This is a genomic window from Enterobacter sp. 50793107 (assembly GCF_001463365.1).
GTDB lineage: Bacteria > Pseudomonadota > Gammaproteobacteria > Enterobacterales > Enterobacteriaceae > Enterobacter > Enterobacter cloacae.
The window spans coordinates 63,156-81,244 of sequence record NZ_LNII01000160.1 but is presented as its reverse complement, the minus strand read 5'-3'; the positions used below and the strand labels follow the sequence as shown (position 1 = coordinate 81,244).

18 protein-coding genes are annotated in these 18,089 nt (G+C 54.7%); 13 read left to right on the top strand and 5 right to left on the bottom strand.

Annotated features, from left to right (window positions below):
- The first annotated feature begins 14 nt into the window (after positions 1–14).
- The 9 genes from kdsC to npr all read left to right on the top strand — a co-directional run bounded on the left by kdsC (position 15) and on the right by npr (position 5,942).
- Positions 15–581 (top strand): 3-deoxy-manno-octulosonate-8-phosphatase KdsC, encoded by a 567-nt coding sequence (gene kdsC, locus APU11_RS21955; RefSeq protein ID WP_029883391.1) that lies wholly within the window; start codon positions 15–17, stop codon positions 579–581.
- Positions 578–1,153: an LPS export ABC transporter periplasmic protein LptC gene (gene lptC / locus APU11_RS21950; protein ID WP_013098939.1), complete on the top strand. Its 576-nt coding sequence runs from the start codon at positions 578–580 to the stop codon at positions 1,151–1,153. The genes kdsC and lptC overlap by 4 nt, the downstream gene beginning before the upstream one ends.
- A complete protein-coding gene (lptA, locus tag APU11_RS21945; protein WP_013098940.1) occupies positions 1,122–1,676 on the top strand; it encodes a lipopolysaccharide ABC transporter substrate-binding protein LptA in 555 nt (184 codons plus the stop codon). The genes lptC and lptA overlap by 32 nt, the downstream gene beginning before the upstream one ends.
- 6 nt (positions 1,677–1,682) lie before the next feature.
- Positions 1,683–2,408 carry an LPS export ABC transporter ATP-binding protein gene (gene lptB, locus APU11_RS21940; RefSeq protein ID WP_013098941.1) on the top strand — a complete coding sequence of 242 codons (726 nt, stop codon included), beginning with the start codon at positions 1,683–1,685 and terminating at the stop codon, positions 2,406–2,408.
- A gap of 47 nt (positions 2,409–2,455) precedes the next feature.
- Complete coding sequence (gene rpoN, locus APU11_RS21935; RefSeq protein WP_058651424.1) at positions 2,456–3,889, top strand: RNA polymerase factor sigma-54; 1,434 nt, start codon at positions 2,456–2,458, stop codon at positions 3,887–3,889.
- Between the two features lie 22 nt (positions 3,890–3,911).
- On the top strand, positions 3,912–4,199 hold the full coding sequence (hpf, locus tag APU11_RS21930; RefSeq protein WP_006178790.1) for a ribosome hibernation promoting factor: 288 nt from the start codon (positions 3,912–3,914) through the stop codon (positions 4,197–4,199).
- Positions 4,200–4,281: 82 nt separating this feature from the next.
- On the top strand, positions 4,282–4,773 hold the full coding sequence (gene ptsN / locus APU11_RS21925; protein WP_013098944.1) for a PTS IIA-like nitrogen regulatory protein PtsN: 492 nt from the start codon (positions 4,282–4,284) through the stop codon (positions 4,771–4,773).
- Between the two features lie 45 nt (positions 4,774–4,818).
- Positions 4,819–5,673, top strand: coding sequence for an RNase adapter RapZ (gene rapZ, locus APU11_RS21920; RefSeq protein WP_013098945.1), 855 nt, complete (start codon positions 4,819–4,821; stop codon positions 5,671–5,673).
- The gene (gene npr / locus APU11_RS21915; protein WP_003861872.1) at positions 5,670–5,942 is read left to right on the top strand and encodes a PTS phosphocarrier protein NPr; all 273 of its coding nucleotides are present in this window, start codon (positions 5,670–5,672) and stop codon (positions 5,940–5,942) included. The genes rapZ and npr overlap by 4 nt, the downstream gene beginning before the upstream one ends.
- Positions 5,943–5,981: 39 nt before the next feature.
- On the opposite strand, the gene mtgA is transcribed toward npr, so the two are convergent.
- The 5 genes from mtgA to lptF all read right to left on the bottom strand — a co-directional run bounded on the left by mtgA (position 5,982) and on the right by lptF (position 12,240).
- Positions 5,982–6,707: a monofunctional biosynthetic peptidoglycan transglycosylase gene (gene mtgA / locus APU11_RS21910; protein ID WP_020687356.1), complete on the bottom strand. Its 726-nt coding sequence runs from the start codon at positions 6,705–6,707 to the stop codon at positions 5,982–5,984.
- A complete protein-coding gene (elbB, locus tag APU11_RS21905) occupies positions 6,704–7,357 on the bottom strand; it encodes an isoprenoid biosynthesis glyoxalase ElbB (protein ID WP_058651425.1) in 654 nt (217 codons plus the stop codon). Before elbB ends, mtgA begins: the two co-directional genes overlap by 4 nt.
- A gap of 231 nt (positions 7,358–7,588) precedes the next feature.
- Complete coding sequence (gene arcB / locus APU11_RS21900; RefSeq protein ID WP_058651426.1) at positions 7,589–9,922, bottom strand: aerobic respiration two-component sensor histidine kinase ArcB; 2,334 nt, start codon at positions 9,920–9,922, stop codon at positions 7,589–7,591.
- Positions 9,923–10,057: 135 nt separating this feature from the next.
- Positions 10,058–11,140 carry an LPS export ABC transporter permease LptG gene (gene lptG, locus APU11_RS21895; protein WP_013098949.1) on the bottom strand — a complete coding sequence of 361 codons (1,083 nt, stop codon included), beginning with the start codon at positions 11,138–11,140 and terminating at the stop codon, positions 10,058–10,060.
- Positions 11,140–12,240 (bottom strand): LPS export ABC transporter permease LptF, encoded by a 1,101-nt coding sequence (lptF, locus tag APU11_RS21890; RefSeq protein ID WP_029883394.1) that lies wholly within the window; start codon positions 12,238–12,240, stop codon positions 11,140–11,142. Before lptF ends, lptG begins: the two co-directional genes overlap by 1 nt.
- 266 nt (positions 12,241–12,506) lie before the next feature.
- Here lptF and pepA point away from each other — a divergent pair, with 266 nt between their 5' ends.
- From pepA to APU11_RS21870, 4 genes are all read left to right on the top strand, one after another.
- Positions 12,507–14,018 carry a leucyl aminopeptidase gene (gene pepA, locus APU11_RS21885; protein ID WP_013098951.1) on the top strand — a complete coding sequence of 504 codons (1,512 nt, stop codon included), beginning with the start codon at positions 12,507–12,509 and terminating at the stop codon, positions 14,016–14,018.
- A gap of 86 nt (positions 14,019–14,104) precedes the next feature.
- A complete protein-coding gene (holC, locus tag APU11_RS21880; RefSeq protein ID WP_008502815.1) occupies positions 14,105–14,548 on the top strand; it encodes a DNA polymerase III subunit chi in 444 nt (147 codons plus the stop codon).
- On the top strand, positions 14,548–17,403 hold the full coding sequence (locus APU11_RS21875; RefSeq protein ID WP_058651427.1) for a valine--tRNA ligase: 2,856 nt from the start codon (positions 14,548–14,550) through the stop codon (positions 17,401–17,403). Before holC ends, APU11_RS21875 begins: the two co-directional genes overlap by 1 nt.
- A 123-nt stretch (positions 17,404–17,526) precedes the next feature.
- Positions 17,527–18,030 carry a GNAT family N-acetyltransferase gene (locus APU11_RS21870; protein WP_038983643.1) on the top strand — a complete coding sequence of 168 codons (504 nt, stop codon included), beginning with the start codon at positions 17,527–17,529 and terminating at the stop codon, positions 18,028–18,030.
- Positions 18,031–18,089: the final 59 nt, after the last annotated feature.

The window sequence follows — 18,089 nt, the reverse complement described above, 5'->3', positions numbered from 1 at the left end:
TGAAGGATAAGACAATGAGTAATGCGGGTGCATCCCTTGCAACCTGTTATGGTCCGGTCAGTGCCCACGTGATGGCAAAGGCAGAAAATATTCGCCTGCTGATTCTGGATGTGGACGGCGTACTGTCCGATGGCCTGATTTACATGGGCAATAATGGTGAAGAGCTGAAAGCGTTCAACGTTCGCGATGGCTACGGTATTCGTTGTGCACTCACATCGGGTATCGAGGTTGCCATCATCACCGGGCGAAAAGCTAAACTGGTAGAAGATCGCTGTGAAACGTTGGGCATTACCCATCTGTATCAGGGACAGTCCGATAAGATGGCTGCTTTCAATGATTTACTGGGTAAACTGTCTATCGCGCCAGAACATGTGGCCTATGTCGGGGACGACCTGATCGACTGGCCGGTAATGGCCGAGATTGGCCTGAGTGTCGCGGTTGCGGATGCGCATCCGCTGCTGATCCCGCGTGCTGATTATGTTACCCACATCAACGGTGGCCGTGGTGCCGTACGTGAAGTCTGCGATCTGCTTCTGCTGGCGCAGGGCAAGCTTGATGAGGCCAAAGGGCAATCGATATGAGTAAAACCAGACGTTGGGTTATCATTCTGCTTTCGCTTGTCGCACTGATACTGATTGGCGTGAACCTTGCCGATCGTGACGATACGCAAACGGAAGTGATCAACAATAACGATCCAACCTATAAAAGCGATCACAGTGATACCGTAGTCTATAGCCCGGAAGGTGCGCTGAACTATCGCCTGATTGCCCAGCACGTTGAATATTTTTCAGATGACGGTATTTCGTGGTTTACCCAGCCGGTCATGACGACGTTTGATAAGGACAAAGTGCCGACGTGGTCGATTAAGTCTGACCGGGCAAAACTGACGAATGACCGTATGCTTTATCTTTATGGCCATGTTGAAGTCAACGCCCTGACCGCTGACTCACAACTGCGCAAAATTACGACAGATAATGCCCAGATCAACCTGGTTACTCAGGATGTGACGTCGCAGGATCTGGTCACTCTGTACGGCACAACATTTAATTCCAGCGGTTTAAGAATGCGCGGGAACTTACGCAGCAAAAACGCCGAGCTGATTGAAAAGGTTAGAACCTCCTATGAAATTCAAAACAAACAAACTCAGCCTTAAAGTAATTATCGCCAGCGCGATGCTGGCGGCCAGTCTTCCCGCGCTTGCTGTTACTGGCGATACCGAACAGCCGATCCATATCGAGTCCGATACGCAGTCTCTTGATATGCAGGGTAATGTCGTTACCTTTACCGGCAACGTGGTCATGACCCAGGGCACCATCAAGATTAACGCCGATAAGGTGGTCGTTACCCGTCCAGGTGGCGAACAGGGCAAAGAGATCATTGATGGCTACGGCAACCCGGCCACGTTCTACCAGATGCAGGACAACGGCAAGCCAGTGAAGGGCCATGCCAGCCACATGCATTATGAACTGGCGAAAGATCTGGTCATCCTTACCGGTAACGCCTATCTGGAACAGCTCGATAGCAATATCACCGGCGATAAGATCACCTATCTGGTGAAAGAGCAAAAAATGCAGGCCTCCAGCGAGAAAGGCAAACGCGTCACCACCGTGTTAGTGCCGTCTCAGCTGCAGGACAAAGGCAAGGGCCAGGCCCCGGCACAGAAGAAGAGTAACTAATTCGTTATGGCAACATTAACTGCAAAAAATCTCGCGAAGGCCTATAAGGGCCGCCGTGTCGTGGAAGATGTCAGTCTGACCGTCAACTCCGGCGAAATTGTAGGCCTGCTTGGTCCAAACGGTGCAGGTAAAACCACGACCTTCTACATGGTCGTGGGTATTGTCCCACGCGATGCCGGTAACATCATCATTGATGATGAAGACATCAGCCTTCTGCCACTGCATGCGCGCGCACGCCGTGGTATTGGCTACCTGCCGCAGGAAGCCTCCATTTTCCGTCGCCTGAGCGTCTTCGATAACCTGATGGCCGTTCTACAAATTCGTGATGACCTGACCAGCGAACAGCGTCAGGATCGCGCCAACGAGCTGATGGAAGAGTTTCACATTGAGCACCTGCGCGATAGCCTCGGTCAGGCGCTGTCCGGGGGGGAACGCCGCCGTGTTGAAATTGCACGCGCGTTGGCAGCAAACCCGAAGTTCATCCTGCTGGATGAACCATTTGCAGGCGTTGACCCCATCTCCGTTATCGACATTAAACGTATTATTGAGCATCTGCGCGACAGCGGTCTTGGCGTGTTGATTACTGACCACAACGTCCGTGAAACACTGGCCGTATGTGAACGTGCGTATATCGTGAGCCAGGGCAACCTGATCGCCCACGGTACGCCACAGCAGATCCTCGAAGATGATCATGTTAAGCGCGTCTATCTTGGGGAAGACTTCAGACTCTGATAGGGTAGAGGTAACGTAACGCCGAACCGGAGAAAAATGCTCTGAACATGAAGCAAGGTTTGCAATTAAGGCTCAGCCAACAACTGGCGATGACGCCGCAGTTACAGCAGGCGATTCGCCTGTTGCAACTGTCCACATTAGAACTCCAGCAGGAGCTCCAGCAAGCGCTGGACAGCAATCCGCTGCTGGAGCAAGCCGATCTTCATGACGAGGTAGACACTCAGCAATCACAGGACACGGAAGCCCTCGATACCGCCGATGCACTCGAACAAAAAGAGATGCCGGATGAGCTTCCGCTGGATGCCAGCTGGGATGAAATCTACACCGCCGGAACCCCTTCCGGCACGCGTGCAGACTACCAGGACGATGAGCTACCGGTCTATCAGGGTGAAACCACCCAGTCACTACAGGATTACCTGATGTGGCAGGTGGAGCTAACCCCTTTCTCCGATACCGATCGCGCGATTGCCACCTCCATCGTCGATGCCGTTGACGATACCGGCTATCTGACCGTCACGCTGGACGATATTCTGGAAAGCATGGGCGATGACGAGATTGAACTCGAAGAGATAGAAGCCGTTCTGAAGCGCATTCAGCGTTTCGACCCGGTGGGCGTAGCAGCGAAAGACCTGCGCGACTGTCTGCTGATCCAGCTTTCGCAGTTCAGCAAAGAGACGCCCTGGATCGATGAAGCCCGCTTAATCATCAGCGATCATCTGGATCTGCTGGCTAACCATGATTTCCGTACCCTGATGCGCGTTACGCGTCTGAAAGAAGAGGTGCTGAAAGAGGCGGTTAACCTGATTCAGTCGCTCGATCCTCGCCCCGGCCAGTCGATCCAGACCAGTGAGCCTGAATACGTCATACCTGACGTGCTGGTCAGAAAACACAACGGCCGCTGGGTCGTTGAACTCAATTCAGACAGCATTCCTCGCCTGCAAATCAATCAGCAATATGCCTCCATGTGCACCAGCGCGCGTAACGACGCCGACAACCAGTATATTCGTAGCAATCTGCAGGAAGCGCGTTGGTTAATCAAAAGCCTGGAGAGCCGCAATGATACGCTGTTGCGTGTGAGCCGCTGTATCGTCGAACAACAGCAGGCTTTCTTTGAGCAGGGCGAAGAGTATATGAAACCGATGGTGCTGGCGGATATCGCCCAGGCCGTCGAGATGCATGAATCAACGATTTCCCGCGTGACCACGCAGAAGTATCTGCACAGTCCTCGCGGTATAGTTGAGCTTAAGTATTTCTTCTCCAGTCATGTGAATACCGAAGGCGGTGGCGAAGCCTCGTCAACGGCGATTCGTGCACTGGTGAAGAAGTTGATCGCCGCGGAGAACCCCGCGAAGCCACTGAGCGACAGTAAGTTAACCACCATGCTGTCCGACCAGGGTATTATGGTGGCACGTCGTACTGTTGCGAAGTATCGAGAGTCTTTATCCATTCCGCCGTCTAACCAGCGTAAACAGCTGGTCTGACACAACCGATAAGGAAGACACTATGCAGCTCAACATCACTGGACAAAACGTCGAAATTACTGAAGCTTTACGCGACTTTCTGAACACGAAATTCGCAAAACTCGAGCAGTATTTCGAAAGGATCAATCAGGTCTATATTGTGTTGAAAGTGGAGAAAGTGACTCATATCTCGGATGCAACCCTGCATGTCAATGGGGGCGAACTCCACGCCAGTGCGGAAGGGCAAGACATGTACGCTGCTATCGACGGCTTGATTGATAAGCTTGCAAGACAGCTCAATAAACATAAAGATAAACTGAAACAACACTAATTGTCCGGGCAGTTAACGGGTGCAGGAAGGCCTGTTGTGGAGCACAACAGGCCATTTGTACAGTTAGCGCTTAGGTGAAATTATGATGAACAACGATTCCGCTCTTCAATTGAGCAATGTCCTTAACCAGGAATGTACCCGCAGTGGCGTTCACTGCCAGAGCAAAAAACGTGCGCTGGAGATTATCAGTGAACTGGCCGCAAAACAGCTGGGCCTGCCACCGCAGGTCGTATTCGAAGCCATCCTGACCCGTGAAAAAATGGGCAGTACCGGTATCGGCAACGGCATTGCGATCCCGCATGGCAAACTGGAAGAGGACACCCTGCGTGCCGTCGGTGTGTTTGTGCAACTGGAAACGCCTATTGCCTTTGATGCCATCGATAACCAGCCCGTTGATCTCCTCTTCGCGCTGCTGGTTCCTGCCGATCAGACGAAAACCCATCTGCATACGCTTTCACTGGTCGCTAAACGCCTGGCCGATAAAACCATCTGCCGTCGACTGCGCTCAGCGCAAAGTGATGAAGAGCTTTATGAAATTATCACTGAAGCAGAAGGCAGTCAGGATGAGGCATAACCAGGAGATGGCCTTCACATCTGTTGTCCTGAGGAGAAACGGAACATGGTGCTGATGATTGTCAGTGGCCGTTCAGGGTCGGGGAAATCCGTCGCCCTGCGCGCGCTGGAAGACATGGGTTTTTACTGCGTAGATAACCTGCCGGTGGTACTGCTGCCCGAGCTGGCACGCACCCTTGCAGACAGACAAATCTCTGCCGCCGTCAGCATCGACGTCCGTAACATGCCTGAATCGCCAGAAATCTTTGAACAGGCGATGAGCAACCTGCCGGACACGTTTTCACCTCAGCTGTTGTTCCTTGATGCGGACCGCAACACACTGATCCGTCGCTACAGCGATACCCGTCGTTTGCACCCGCTTTCCAGCAAGAACCTCTCTCTGGAGAGCGCAATCGACGAAGAGAGCGACCTGCTGGAGCCCCTGCGCTCACGTGCCGATTTGATTGTCGACACCTCCGAAATGTCCGTTCACGAGCTGGCAGAAATGCTTCGTACCCGTTTACTGGGCAAACGCGAGCGTGAACTGACAATGGTGTTTGAGTCATTCGGCTTTAAGCACGGCATACCTATCGATGCGGATTATGTTTTCGACGTGCGCTTCCTGCCAAACCCCCACTGGGATCCGAAACTGCGTCCAATGACCGGTCTGGATAAACCCGTCGCGGCGTTCCTCGACAGGCACACAGAAGTTCACAATTTTATCTACCAGACGCGAAGCTACCTTGAGCTATGGTTACCTATGCTGGAGACAAACAATCGTAGCTATCTGACGGTGGCGATTGGCTGTACCGGCGGTAAACATCGTTCGGTCTATATCGCCGAACAGCTGGCCGACTATTTCCGTTCACGCGGAAAGAACGTTCAGTCCCGTCATCGCACGCTGGAAAAACGTAAAACATGACCGTAAAACAAACCGTTGAGATCACCAATAAGCTGGGCATGCACGCACGCCCGGCGATGAAGCTGTTCGAACTGATGCAGGGTTTCGATGCGGAAGTTCTGCTACGAAATGATGAAGGGACCGAAGCGGAAGCAAACAGCGTCATTGCACTGCTGATGCTGGATTCCGCCAAAGGTCGCCAGATTGAAGTCGAAGCCACCGGCCCACAGGAAGAGGAAGCGCTGGCGGCGGTGATTGCGCTGTTTAACGCCGGGTTTGACGAGGATTAATTTCAGCCCCGCTGGCGGGTGGCGCTGCGCTTACCCGCCCTACATTAATTTATTGCGCTGCATAAACCCTTCCCCGCCTAACTGACGCATCTGGCGCATGATCCACGCCTGACGGCTTCGCACGTACCCGGACGGGGCACTGGCCTTAAAGCGGATGGGATTAGGCAAGACGGCAGCCAGGAGCGCTGCTTCGGACATACTCAGTCGGCTGGCCGGTTTATTGAAATAGCGCTGCGCGGCGGCCTCCACACCAAACACACCATCGCCAAACTCAGCAATATTGAGATAGACGGTCAGAATGCGTTTTTTGCTCCAGACCGTTTCCATCCCCAGCGTCAACCCCGCTTCCAGCCCTTTTCGTACCCAGCTGCGACCGTCCCACAGGAACAGATTCTTTGCGGTTTGCTGCGATAATGTCGATGCCCCACGGACGCGGTTTTCGTGGCGTTCATTGTGCGCCAGCGCTTTCTCGATTGCCGCCACGTCAAACCCCCAGTGTTCCGGGAATTTCTGATCCTCTGCCGCAATGACCGCCAGCCCCATAAAAGGTGAGATCTCATCCATACTTACCCAGTCCGAGTGGGCCACATAGCTGAAATCACCGCTGAGCCATGCCCCAAGCTGACGCTCGACCATCACGGCCGAAAACGGGACCGGCATAATGCTGAATAAGGCGAGTCCGCCGCCCCAGAATACCGCGAGCACGAGAACGATGCGCAACAGGGCGCGTTTCACCCACGCGCCTGCGCCGAATTTACGACTCATTCAGTCATCACCAGCACTATGGCCACCAGTTTTTCGATGCCTGCAGCGGCCTCGGCAATATTCTGCGCCAGCATCCAGGCAGGCGTGGTAACGACCTTGTTGTCTTCATCCACCACAATGTCATCCACCGGACAAGGTACGTGCTCGCCGCCCATCTCCTCGATGATTTCTGCGGTATCAATATCGGTGCCGATTGTCAGCCGCAGCGGGAAATCAAAAATTTTAGGCAGCATTGCCGGCGCGATACAGATAAAGCCCTGCGGTTTACCTGCCGCGTGCATTGCCTGCGACAGCGCTTTTAAATGGGGATCGATCTGACACGCCGCCCCTTCTGAAGCAAAGGTACTGAGATTTTTGGCCGCCCCAAACCCGCCCGGCACGATTAACGCATCGAGCTCAGCGGCGTCCGCCTGAATAAGGGGGTGGACATCGCCACGCGCAATACGCGCCGCTTCAATCAGTACGTTACGGGTTTCCGCCATGGCCTCTCCGGTCAGATGATTAATCACATCTGCCTGCTTTTTGTCTGGCGCGAAACAGATCGCTTCCGCCCCCTGCCTTGCCAGGGCCAGCAGCGTGATGACGGCTTCATGAATTTCTGAACCATCGTAAACACCGCATCCGCTCAGTACGACACCAACCTTTTTCATCCTGACGTTCCTTCTTTGCAACTTGCTGAAGCACATAATTAATTTTGATTAAAACGCTATGCTTCACACATTTCACTGATTCATGTAACAAACCATTTAAGATTTGCTATCTTATCTGCGTGCGGCCTAAATTTTCAGGCGGCGCCCATGCGAAAACAACACGAAAAATCAGGCGCAGCCACGATTTCCCTGGTGTTGGCGCAGTATTCGCGCACCCCGGTTAAGCCGGGGTCATTTTTTTCTGGCATCCACCCAGGCTTTGAGCACCGCCACATCGTTCTGCCACTCTTGTTTCATCTCCTCGACCCAATCACCCACGTTATCTTCCCATGCCGGTAAATCAGGTGACTGAATCTGTTGTCCCAACTGCTGTAAGTGGCGTAACCCGACAGAGCCTGCAGCACCTTTGATCTTATGTCCTTCTTCCACAATGCCTTTCTGATCGCGTGCGGTCAGGTTGGACTCCAGCACGCTCAGGTAGCCAGGCATCATTTTTTCGAACACGGCCAGACCATCGGTAATCAGTTTTGGGCCAACCAGGTCGATGTACTGCTCCAGCATCGCAGTATCCAGAATCGTTTGGGCCTTCGCGCTATCAACAGACGTCATGGTGCTCTCCTCTTCATCATGGGTATCCCAGAACTTCTTGATCATGGCGGTCAGAGCAGGCACCGCCAGCGGCTTGCTGAGCACATCATCCATACCGGCATCGAGGTACTCTTTTTTATCTTTCAGGGCGTTGGCCGTCAGCGCGACCAGCGGCGGCAGTTCATCGGCGGCATACTGCGTTGTCAGCGCACGGGAGATATCCAGCCCGGTCATGTCCGGCAGTTGAATATCCAGCAGGACGAGGTCATATTCGCCCGGTTTAAACATCTCCAGCGCGGCTTTACCGGTCATCGCCACGTCCACGCTGTTACCCAGTTTTTCCAGCACCGAGCGCGCCACAATCACGTTCAGCTCGATGTCTTCGACCAGCAGAACATGCAGCGCCGGGAGCGGCATATCGTCTTGTTCAAAGGTATCCTCAACCTCTTCTGCCACCGCCGGGGCATGCACCGTCAGCGTAAAGGTCGAGCCTTTGCCCGCCTGGCTGGCCACGGTGATATCACCGCCCATGCTCTTCGCGAGCCGTTTCGATACCGCAAGGCCAATGCCCGTGCCGGTAGCAGGCTTACCACCGTTGCTGTCCTTCACCTGATAATACATGGCAAAGATTTTGTCCTGCTCTTCCTGCGGAATGCCAATGCCTGAGTCTTCCACCTCAAAGTGCAGCATGTCGCCTTCGTCATAGCGGATACGCACCGCCACCTGCCCCTGCTGGGTAAATTTCACCGCGTTGCTGATCAGGTTCCAGAGGATTTGGCGCAGACGCGTGCCGTCCGTGACCACTTTGTGCGGCAGCGGCAGGGTTGGCTCCATGACAAAGCTCAGCCCCTTCTGCTGCGCCTGCAGGCCGGACAGGTTTTCCAGATCGGCAAGGAAGCTGGTGAAATCAACCGGCTGGTTATCAAGCTGGACTTTACGGCGCTCCATCTTATCCATGTCAATAATATCGTTGAAGATATTCCCCAGCGTGACCGCCGAGACATGGATCGTTTTGAGGTATTTTTCCTGTTCCGCCGTCAGGTCGGTGTCCAGCAGAATACGGCTTAAGCCGACGATGCCGTTCAACGGGGTACGCAGTTCATGGCTTATGGTGGAGATGAAGGTCGTCTTATCGCGGCTGGCGCGCTCAAGGGCATCCTGATAACGCTTACGCTCGGTGATATCGCGGCCAAAGCCCATCAGGCCGTGGCGTTTCCCGACGCGGTCGTAGTACGGCACTTTACGGATCTCAAAGCAGGCTTTACGCCCGTCCGGGTAATCCAGCCACTGTTCATAGGTCAGCGAGACATTGTGGCGGAAGACTTTTTCGTCCGTCTCCATGACCTTGGCGGCCGCCTCTTCGGAGTACACATCCTGGGGTTTCAGGTGGATCAGCTGCTTTTCGCTTTTGCCGGTCAGCAGCTCCATCGCCCGGTTACAGCCGGAGAACTCTTTGTCTTCGTTGCGGTAGAAAACCAGATCCGGAGAAGCATCAAGGAATGAACGCAGGAAAGAGGATTGCTGCTCAAGCTGGATCTGCGTCACCTCACGCTCTTTCATTTCGATTTTCAGCTGCTCAAGCGTCGCCTGACGCTCGGCTTCCGCCTTCTCACGATCTGAAATCTCCTGGTTAAGCTGGGCAATGTTGTCTTTCAGCTGGACGTTGAGCTTTAAATCGCGCTCACGCATCTCTTCCAGCTTATCAACCAGTTTTGACAAGCGCTGACGGGACTCTTCCAGTTGTTCAACGACGACGGAAAGAAAATAGACCGCCCAGGGGGTGATCAGCAAACCGAAGAAGATAGAGCGGATGACGTCGATACTCTCGACCTGACCATGCAACACCATGGTCACGGCCATTTGCACGACAATGGCCAGAACAACCAGCGCCAGCGCCAGCAGCATGGAGAAACGCACCAGCCCGAGCTTCATCATCAGGTCGACGTAGTACTGGGCAAGCATTCGAATTTGCTTCATAGAGGATCCCTTCACGACTTTATCGCTCAATAATACTCAAATTCGCGGCGGGACGTTGAAGGTTGTGAGAAAAAGTGCGGGGTGAAACAGGAGATTAGCCTCGCTTCCGGCTAACCGGAAGCGAGGAGAGGACAATCAGGAGCGTTTCAGCAGCAGCCAGAGGCTGATCAGCAGGAAGCTGGCGCTCGGCAGCAGCGCACCAATAATTGGCGGAATGCCGTAAACCAGCGTCAGCGGGCCAAAGATCTGATCGAGGACGTAGAATACAAAGCCGAAGCTGATCCCGGTGACCACACGAACACCCATCGGCACGCTACGCAGCGGGCCAAAGATAAACGACAGGGCCATCAGCATCATCACCGCCACGGACATCGGCTGGAAGATTTTGCTCCACATATTGAGCTGATAACGCCCGGCATCCTGCCCGCTCGACTTCAGGTATTTGACGTAGTTGTGCAACCCGCTGATGGAGAGCGCGTCCGGATCCAGCGCCACCACCCCGAGTTTGTCCGGCGTGAGGTTGGTTTTCCACGTCCCGGACACCGTCTGAGAGCCGGTGATCTGTTTTGGGTTCGTCAGGTCAGACTCGTCAACCTGGGATAACCGCCACTGCTTGTGTTCGGGGTCAAACTTCGCTGACGATGCGTGACGTACAGACTGTAAACGACGCTCATCATTGAAGGCGTAAATACTCACGCCGCCCAGTTCATCATCCCCTTTCACGCGTTCGATATAGACGAAGTTCTGGCCATCTTTCGCCCATAACCCTTGCTGTGTAGAGAGCAGTGAACCGCCATACATCGCCTGGGCACGATAGTTACGCGCCATCTGTTCGCCCTGCGGTGCCACCCACTCGCCAATCGCCATGGTCAGCAGCACCAGTGGGATCGCGGTTTTCATGACCGACAGCGCCACCTGCAAACGGGTAAAGCCCGATGCCTGCATCACAACCAGTTCGCTGCGCTGTGCCAGCATCCCCAGCCCCAGCAGCGCGCCCAGCAGGGCCGCCATCGGGAAGAAGATCTGCACATCTTTTGGCACGCTGAGCAGGGTATACATCCCTGCGCCCAGCGCGTCGTAGCTCCCTTGCCCGGCTTTTTTCAGCTGATCGACAAATTTAATAATGCCGGAGAGCGACACCAGCATGAACAACGTCATCATGATGGTGGTGAAAATGGTTTTACCGATATAGCGATCAAGAACGCCAAACGCCTGCATTAGATGGCTCCTTTACGCGAAAATCGGGCACGTATGCGGCGCACTGGCACCGTATCCCACAGGTTTAATCCCAGCGCCAGTAAGATGTACAGGCTGTTGACGAACCACGTCCAGACCATCGGGTCCAGCTTACCCTTCGCGCCGTTAGAACGAATCGAGGTTTGCAGCAGGAAGTAGATCAGGTACAGCAGCATCGCCGGCAGCATTGAGAGCACGCGTCCCTGACGCGGGTTCACCACGCTCAGCGGCACGACAATCAATGCCATCATAAATACGGTGAAGACGAGCGTAATACGCCAGTGGAACTCCGCACGCGCTCTGTCAGTATCAGTGTTCCACAGCGTACGCATATCCATTTGCTCGGTATCCGTTGGATCGAGCGCCACCGCCTGATGACCAATAATGGCCTGATAGTTCTGGAAATCCGTAATACGGAAGTCACGAAGCATCGCGGTGCCTTCAAAGCGGGTGCCTTTATTCAGCGTCACGACCTGGGAACCATCTTTGCGCTGCGCAAGCTGACCGGAGTCTGCCACCACCACCGATGGACGGGCGTTTCCTTTGGTCCGCAGTTGTGCCAGGAAGACGTCGTTGAATTTACTGCCGTCGACGCTCTCAATAAACAGCACTGAGTTTCCGTCGGTCGCCTGCTGGAACTGCCCCTGCGCTAATGCCGCCATACCGGGGTTCGCTTTTGCTTCAGCCAGCACTTCATCCTGATGACGAGAGGACATTGGACCCGCCCACATCACATTCACCGCGGCGACGATACCCGTGAACAGCGCCAGTATCATGGCGGCTTTCACCAGAACAGCCTTGCTCAAACCACAGGCATGCATCACCGTGATTTCACTCTCGGTATAAAGCTTACCGAGCGTCATGAGCAGACCGAGGAAAAGACTTAGCGGCAGAATAAGCTGCGCCATTTCCGGGATCCCTAAACCAAGCAGGGAAAGCACCAGATTCGTTGGAATTTCGCCGTCAACGGCCGCACCGAGGATCTTGACCAGCTTCTGACAGAAAAAAATCAGCAGCAGGATGAAGAGGATCGCCAGTTGGCTTTTGAGCGTCTCCCGCACCAGATATCTTATGATTATCACTTTAAATACGCCCGTAAAAACCCGTCTCTTTGCTGGAAAATCGCTTGTTTCATGGCTTAAACGTCATTTATTCTCTTGAGTCGTCGAAATCATCGCTAAGATTAAAACACCCGGCGGATTCACGCTTCAGGACTTTTTCTGACGTGTCGAAACCGTAATAACGTAAGATTAACACGAAGTCACCACAACAGCGGACTTGAGTTACGAAAGGTTTCAATTCTATCCGTAGCAGCCGCTGTTGTCTTTAAGATTCAGGAGCGTAGTGCATGGAGTTCAGTGTAAAAAGCGGTAGCCCGGAGAAACAGCGGAGTGCCTGCATCGTTGTGGGCGTCTTTGAACCACGCCGACTCTCCCCGATCGCCGAGCAACTCGATAAAATCAGTGACGGCTACATTAGCGCCCTGCTGCGCCGTGGCGAACTGGAAGGCAAACCTGGGCAGACGCTGTTACTGCACCATGTTCCGAACGTGCTGTCCGAACGTATTCTGCTGATTGGCTGCGGTAAAGAGCGCGAGCTGGATGAACGTCAGTATAAGCAGGTGATTCAGAAAACAATTAATACCCTGAATGACACCGGCTCAATGGAAGCCGTTTGCTTCCTGACCGAACTGCACGTCAAAGGTCGTAACACCTACTGGAAAGTGCGCCAGGCTGTCGAAACCGCAAAAGAGAGCCTGTACAGCTTCGATCAGCTCAAGACCAACAAAAGCGAGCCGCGTCGTCCGCTGCGTAAAATGGTCTTTAACGTGCCAACCCGTCGCGAACTCACCAGCGGCGAGCGCGCCATCCAGCACGGTCTGGCGATTGCCGCCGGGATTAAAGCCGCAAAAGATCTGGGCAACATGCCGCCTAATATCTGTAACGCCGCCTATCTGGCTTCTCAGGCGCGCCAGCTGGCTGACTCCTACAGCAAAAATGTCATCACCCGCGTTATCGGCGAACAGCAGATGAAAGAGCTGGGTATGCACTCTTACCTGGCGGTGGGCAACGGCTCGCAGAACGAATCCCTGATGTCGGTTATCGAATACAAGGGCAATCCGTCAGAAGACGCGCGTCCTGTTGTGCTGGTCGGTAAAGGCCTGACCTTCGACTCCGGTGGTATCTCCATCAAGCCTTCTGAAGGCATGGATGAGATGAAGTACGACATGTGTGGTGCAGCGGCGGTGTATGGCGTGATGCGTATGGTGGCTGAACTTCAGTTACCGATTAATGTTATCGGCGTGCTGGCGGGCTGCGAAAACATGCCGGGTGGACGCGCTTATCGTCCGGGTGATGTCCTGACCACCATGTCCGGCCAGACCGTTGAGGTGCTGAACACCGATGCCGAGGGCCGTCTGGTGCTGTGCGACGTATTAACCTACGTTGAACGCTTCGAACCTGACGTGGTGATCGACGTGGCCACCCTGACCGGTGCCTGCGTGATCGCGCTGGGCCACCACATCACCGGCCTGATGTCGAACCACAATCCGCTGGCGCACGAGCTTATCGGCGCGTCCGAACAAGCCGGTGACCGCGCATGGCGTCTGCCACTGGGTGACGAATACCAGGAACAGCTGGAATCTAACTTTGCGGACATGGCGAACATCGGCGGCCGTCCTGGTGGTGCCATCACCGCGGGCTGCTTCCTGGCACGCTTCACCCGCAAGTACAACTGGGCGCACCTGGATATTGCCGGCACCGCATGGCGCTCCGGAAAAGCCAAAGGCGCGACCGGTCGTCCGGTTGCGTTGCTGTCGCAGTTTCTGCTAAACCGCGCCGGATTTAATGGCGACGAGTAAGTCAAAACGGCAGTAAACCGTAGGCCGGGTAAGGCGAAGCCGCCACCCGGCTTAAGTATTTAAAGTGAGCACAAGAAGCCCCATATATGAAGAATGCAACGTTCTACCTTCTGGACAATGACACCCATCAGGATGGCCTCAGCGCCGTAGAACAGCTGGTGTGTGAAATTGCCGCAGAACGTTGGCGCGCAGGTAAGCGGGTTCTGATTGCCTGTGAAGATGAACAGCAGGCGATTCGTCTTGACGAAGCGCTGTGGGCGCGCCCGCCGGAGAGTTTTGTACCGCATAACCTGTCTGGCGAAGGGCCGCGCGGCGGCGCACCGGTCGAGATAGCCTGGCCGCAAAAGCGCAACAGCAGCGCGCGCGATATTCTGATTAGCCTGCGGATAGATTTTGCAGATTTTGCCACCGCTTTCACAGAAGTGGTAGACTTTGTCCCTTACGAAGAATCCTTGAAACAACTGGCGCGCGAACGCTACAAAGCGTACCGCCTGGCTGGTTTTAACCTGAATACGGCAACCTGGAAATAATGGAAAAGACATATAACCCACGCGATATCGAACAGCCGCTTTACGAGCACTGGGAACAGCAGGGCTATTTCAAGCCTAACGGCGATGAAAGCAAAGAGTCCTTCTGCATCATGATCCCGCCGCCGAACGTCACCGGCAGTTTGCATATGGGTCATGCCTTCCAGCAGACCATCATGGATACCATGATCCGCTACCAGCGCATGCAGGGCAAAAACACCCTGTGGCAGGCGGGGACTGACCACGCGGGTATCGCGACCCAGATGGTGGTTGAGCGTAAGATTGCCGCTGAAGAGGGTAAAACCCGTCACGATTACGGTCGCGACGCCTTTATCGACAAAATCTGGCAGTGGAAAGCAGAATCTGGCGGCACCATTACCCGTCAGATGCGCCGTCTCGGTAACTCCGTAGACTGGGAGCGCGAGCGTTTCACCATGGACGAAGGCCTTTCCAACGCCGTAAAAGAAGTGTTCGTCCGTCTGTACAAAGAAGACCTGATTTACCGTGGCAAACGCCTGGTTAACTGGGACCCGAAACTGCGCACCGCGATCTCTGACCTGGAAGTGGAAAACCGCGAGTCTAAAGGCTCCATGTGGCACATCCGCTATCCGCTGGCAGACGGCGCGAAAACCGCAGACGGTAAAGATTACTTAGTGGTGGCGACCACCCGTCCGGAAACCCTGCTGGGCGATACCGGCGTGGCCGTTAACCCGGAAGATCCGCGTTATAAAGATCTGATTGGCAAATTCGTGGTGCTGCCGCTGGTGAACCGCCGCATTCCGATAGTGGGCGACGAACACGCCGACATGGAAAAAGGCACCGGCTGCGTGAAAATCACCCCGGCGCACGACTTCAACGACTACGAAGTGGGTCGTCGTCACGCCCTGCCGATGATCAACATTCTGACCTTCGACGGTGACATCCGTGAAAGCGCAGAAGTGTATGACACCAAAGGCAACGAATCCGACGTTTACTCAAGCGACATTCCGGCGGAGTTCCAGAAGCTGGAACGCTTTGCCGCGCGTAAAGCGATTGTGGCTGCCGTTGACGCACTCGGCCTGCTGGAAGAGATTAAACCTCACGATCTGACCGTGCCGTACGGCGACCGTGGTGGCGTGGTTATCGAGCCAATGCTGACCGACCAGTGGTATGTGCGTGCCGACGTGCTGGCAAAACCGGCTGTTGAAGCGGTTGAAAACGGCAGCATTCAGTTCGTGCCGAAGCAGTACGAAAACATGTACTTCTCCTGGATGCGCGATATTCAGGACTGGTGTATCTCCCGTCAGCTGTGGTGGGGTCACCGTATCCCGGCATGGTACGACAACGAAGGCAACGTATACGTTGGCCGCAGCGAAGATGAAGTGCGTCAGGAAAACAACCTGAGCGCAGACGTTGCCCTGCGTCAGGACGAAGACGTGCTGGATACCTGGTTCTCCTCCGCGCTGTGGACCTTCTCCACCCTCGGCTGGCCAGAGAACACCGACGCGCTGCGTCAGTTCCACCCAACCAGCGTGATGGTCTCCGGCTTCGATATCATCTTCTTCTGGATTGCCCGCATGATCATGATGACCATGCACTTCATTAAAGATGAAAACGGCAAGCCGCAGGTTCCGTTCCATACCGTCTATATGACCGGTCTTATCCGTGACGATGAAGGCCAGAAGATGTCCAAATCCAAGGGCAACGTCATTGACCCGCTGGATATGGTGGACGGGATCTCCCTGGAAGAGCTGCTGGAAAAACGCACCGGTAACATGATGCAGCCACAGCTGGCAGAGAAGATCCGCAAGCGCACCGAGAAACAGTTCCCGAACGGGATTGAATCTCACGGTACTGACGCCCTGCGTTTCACCCTGGCGGCGCTGGCCTCCACCGGTCGCGACATCAACTGGGACATGAAGCGTCTGGAAGGTTACCGTAACTTCTGTAACAAACTGTGGAACGCCAGCCGCTTCGTGCTGATGAACACTGAAGATCAGGATTGCGGCTTCAACGGCGGCGAAATGGTCCTCTCTCTGGCCGACCGCTGGATCCTGGCGGAATTCAACCAGACGGTGAAAGCATTCCGCGAGGCGCTGGACAGCTACCGCTTCGACATCGCGGCGGGCATTCTGTACGAATTCACCTGGAACCAGTTCTGTGACTGGTACCTGGAGCTGGCGAAGCCGGTCATGAACGGCGGAACGGAGGCAGAACTGCGCGGTACGCGTAACACGCTGATCACTGTGCTGGAAGGCCTGCTGCGTCTGGCGCACCCGATCATTCCATTTATCACCGAAACCATCTGGCAGCGTGTGAAAGCGATCGCGGGCATCAACGCCGACACCATCATGCTGCAGCCGTTCCCGGAATTCGATGCCGCTAAAGTGGATGAAGCTGCCTCAGCGGATACCGAGTGGCTGAAGCAGGCGATCGTTGCTGTACGTAACATCCGTGCAGAAATGAACATCGCCCCGGGCAAACCGCTGGAACTGCTCCTGCGCGGTTGCAGCGACGCGGCTGTTCGTCGTGTCACCGAGAACAATACCTTCCTGAAAACCATGGCGCGTCTGGAAAGCATCACCGTGCTGCCAGCCGATGACAAAGGTCCGGTCTCCGTGACGAAAATCATCGACGGCGCCGAACTGCTGATCCCAATGGCGGGTCTCGTCGACAAAGACGCTGAGCTGGCACGTCTGGCAAAAGAAGTGGCAAAAGTCGACGTGGAAATTGGCAAAATCGAAAGCAAACTGGCGAACGAAGGCTTTGTCGCCCGCGCGCCGGAAGCGGTCATCGCCAAAGAGCGTGAACGCCTGGTTGCTTTCGCCGATGCGAAGACCAAGCTGATTGAGCAGCAGGCGGTGATTGCGGCCCTGTAATGCTTTTACCCCTTACGCTTCAGGGCGTAAGGGGTATTCTTCCTGAAAACTCCTCGCTTGCACTCCCCTTTCTGCGGTGCTATTAACAGCAGTTGTGTGTCAATTTTTGTAATGAGTAATGCTATGAGCGTGATTACCCCCGTCGCGACGACGATGCGTCGGATCGCTGTGCAGGACAACCCGGCTATCGCCGCCGTTATCCGTACGGTTTCTGCCGAATATGGCCTGACGGCTGATAAAGGCTATACGGTTGCTGATCCAAATCTGGACGAGCTGTTCCAGCTTTACAGCCAGCCGGGCCATGCCTACTGGGTTATTGAGCAGAATGGCCAGGTGGTGGGCGGCGGCGGCGTTGCTCCGCTCAGCTGCAGCGAGCCGGATATCTGCGAGCTGCAGAAAATGTATTTCCTGCCATCTGTTCGCGGACAAGGCCTGGCGAAGAAACTGGCGCTGGTCGCATTCGACTATGCCCGCAATCAGGGTTTTACACGCTGTTACCTCGAAACAACCGCCTTCCTCAAAGAGGCCATCGGCCTGTATGAACATCTCGGCTTTGAGCATATTGATGCACCGCTGGGCTGCACCGGCCACGTCGATTGCGAAGTCAGGATGCTGAAAACGCTGTAAATACTTTTGCTGCCCTCTTCTGTTAAGCGGTGGTTAACTGAATGCTCTACACTCTCAGT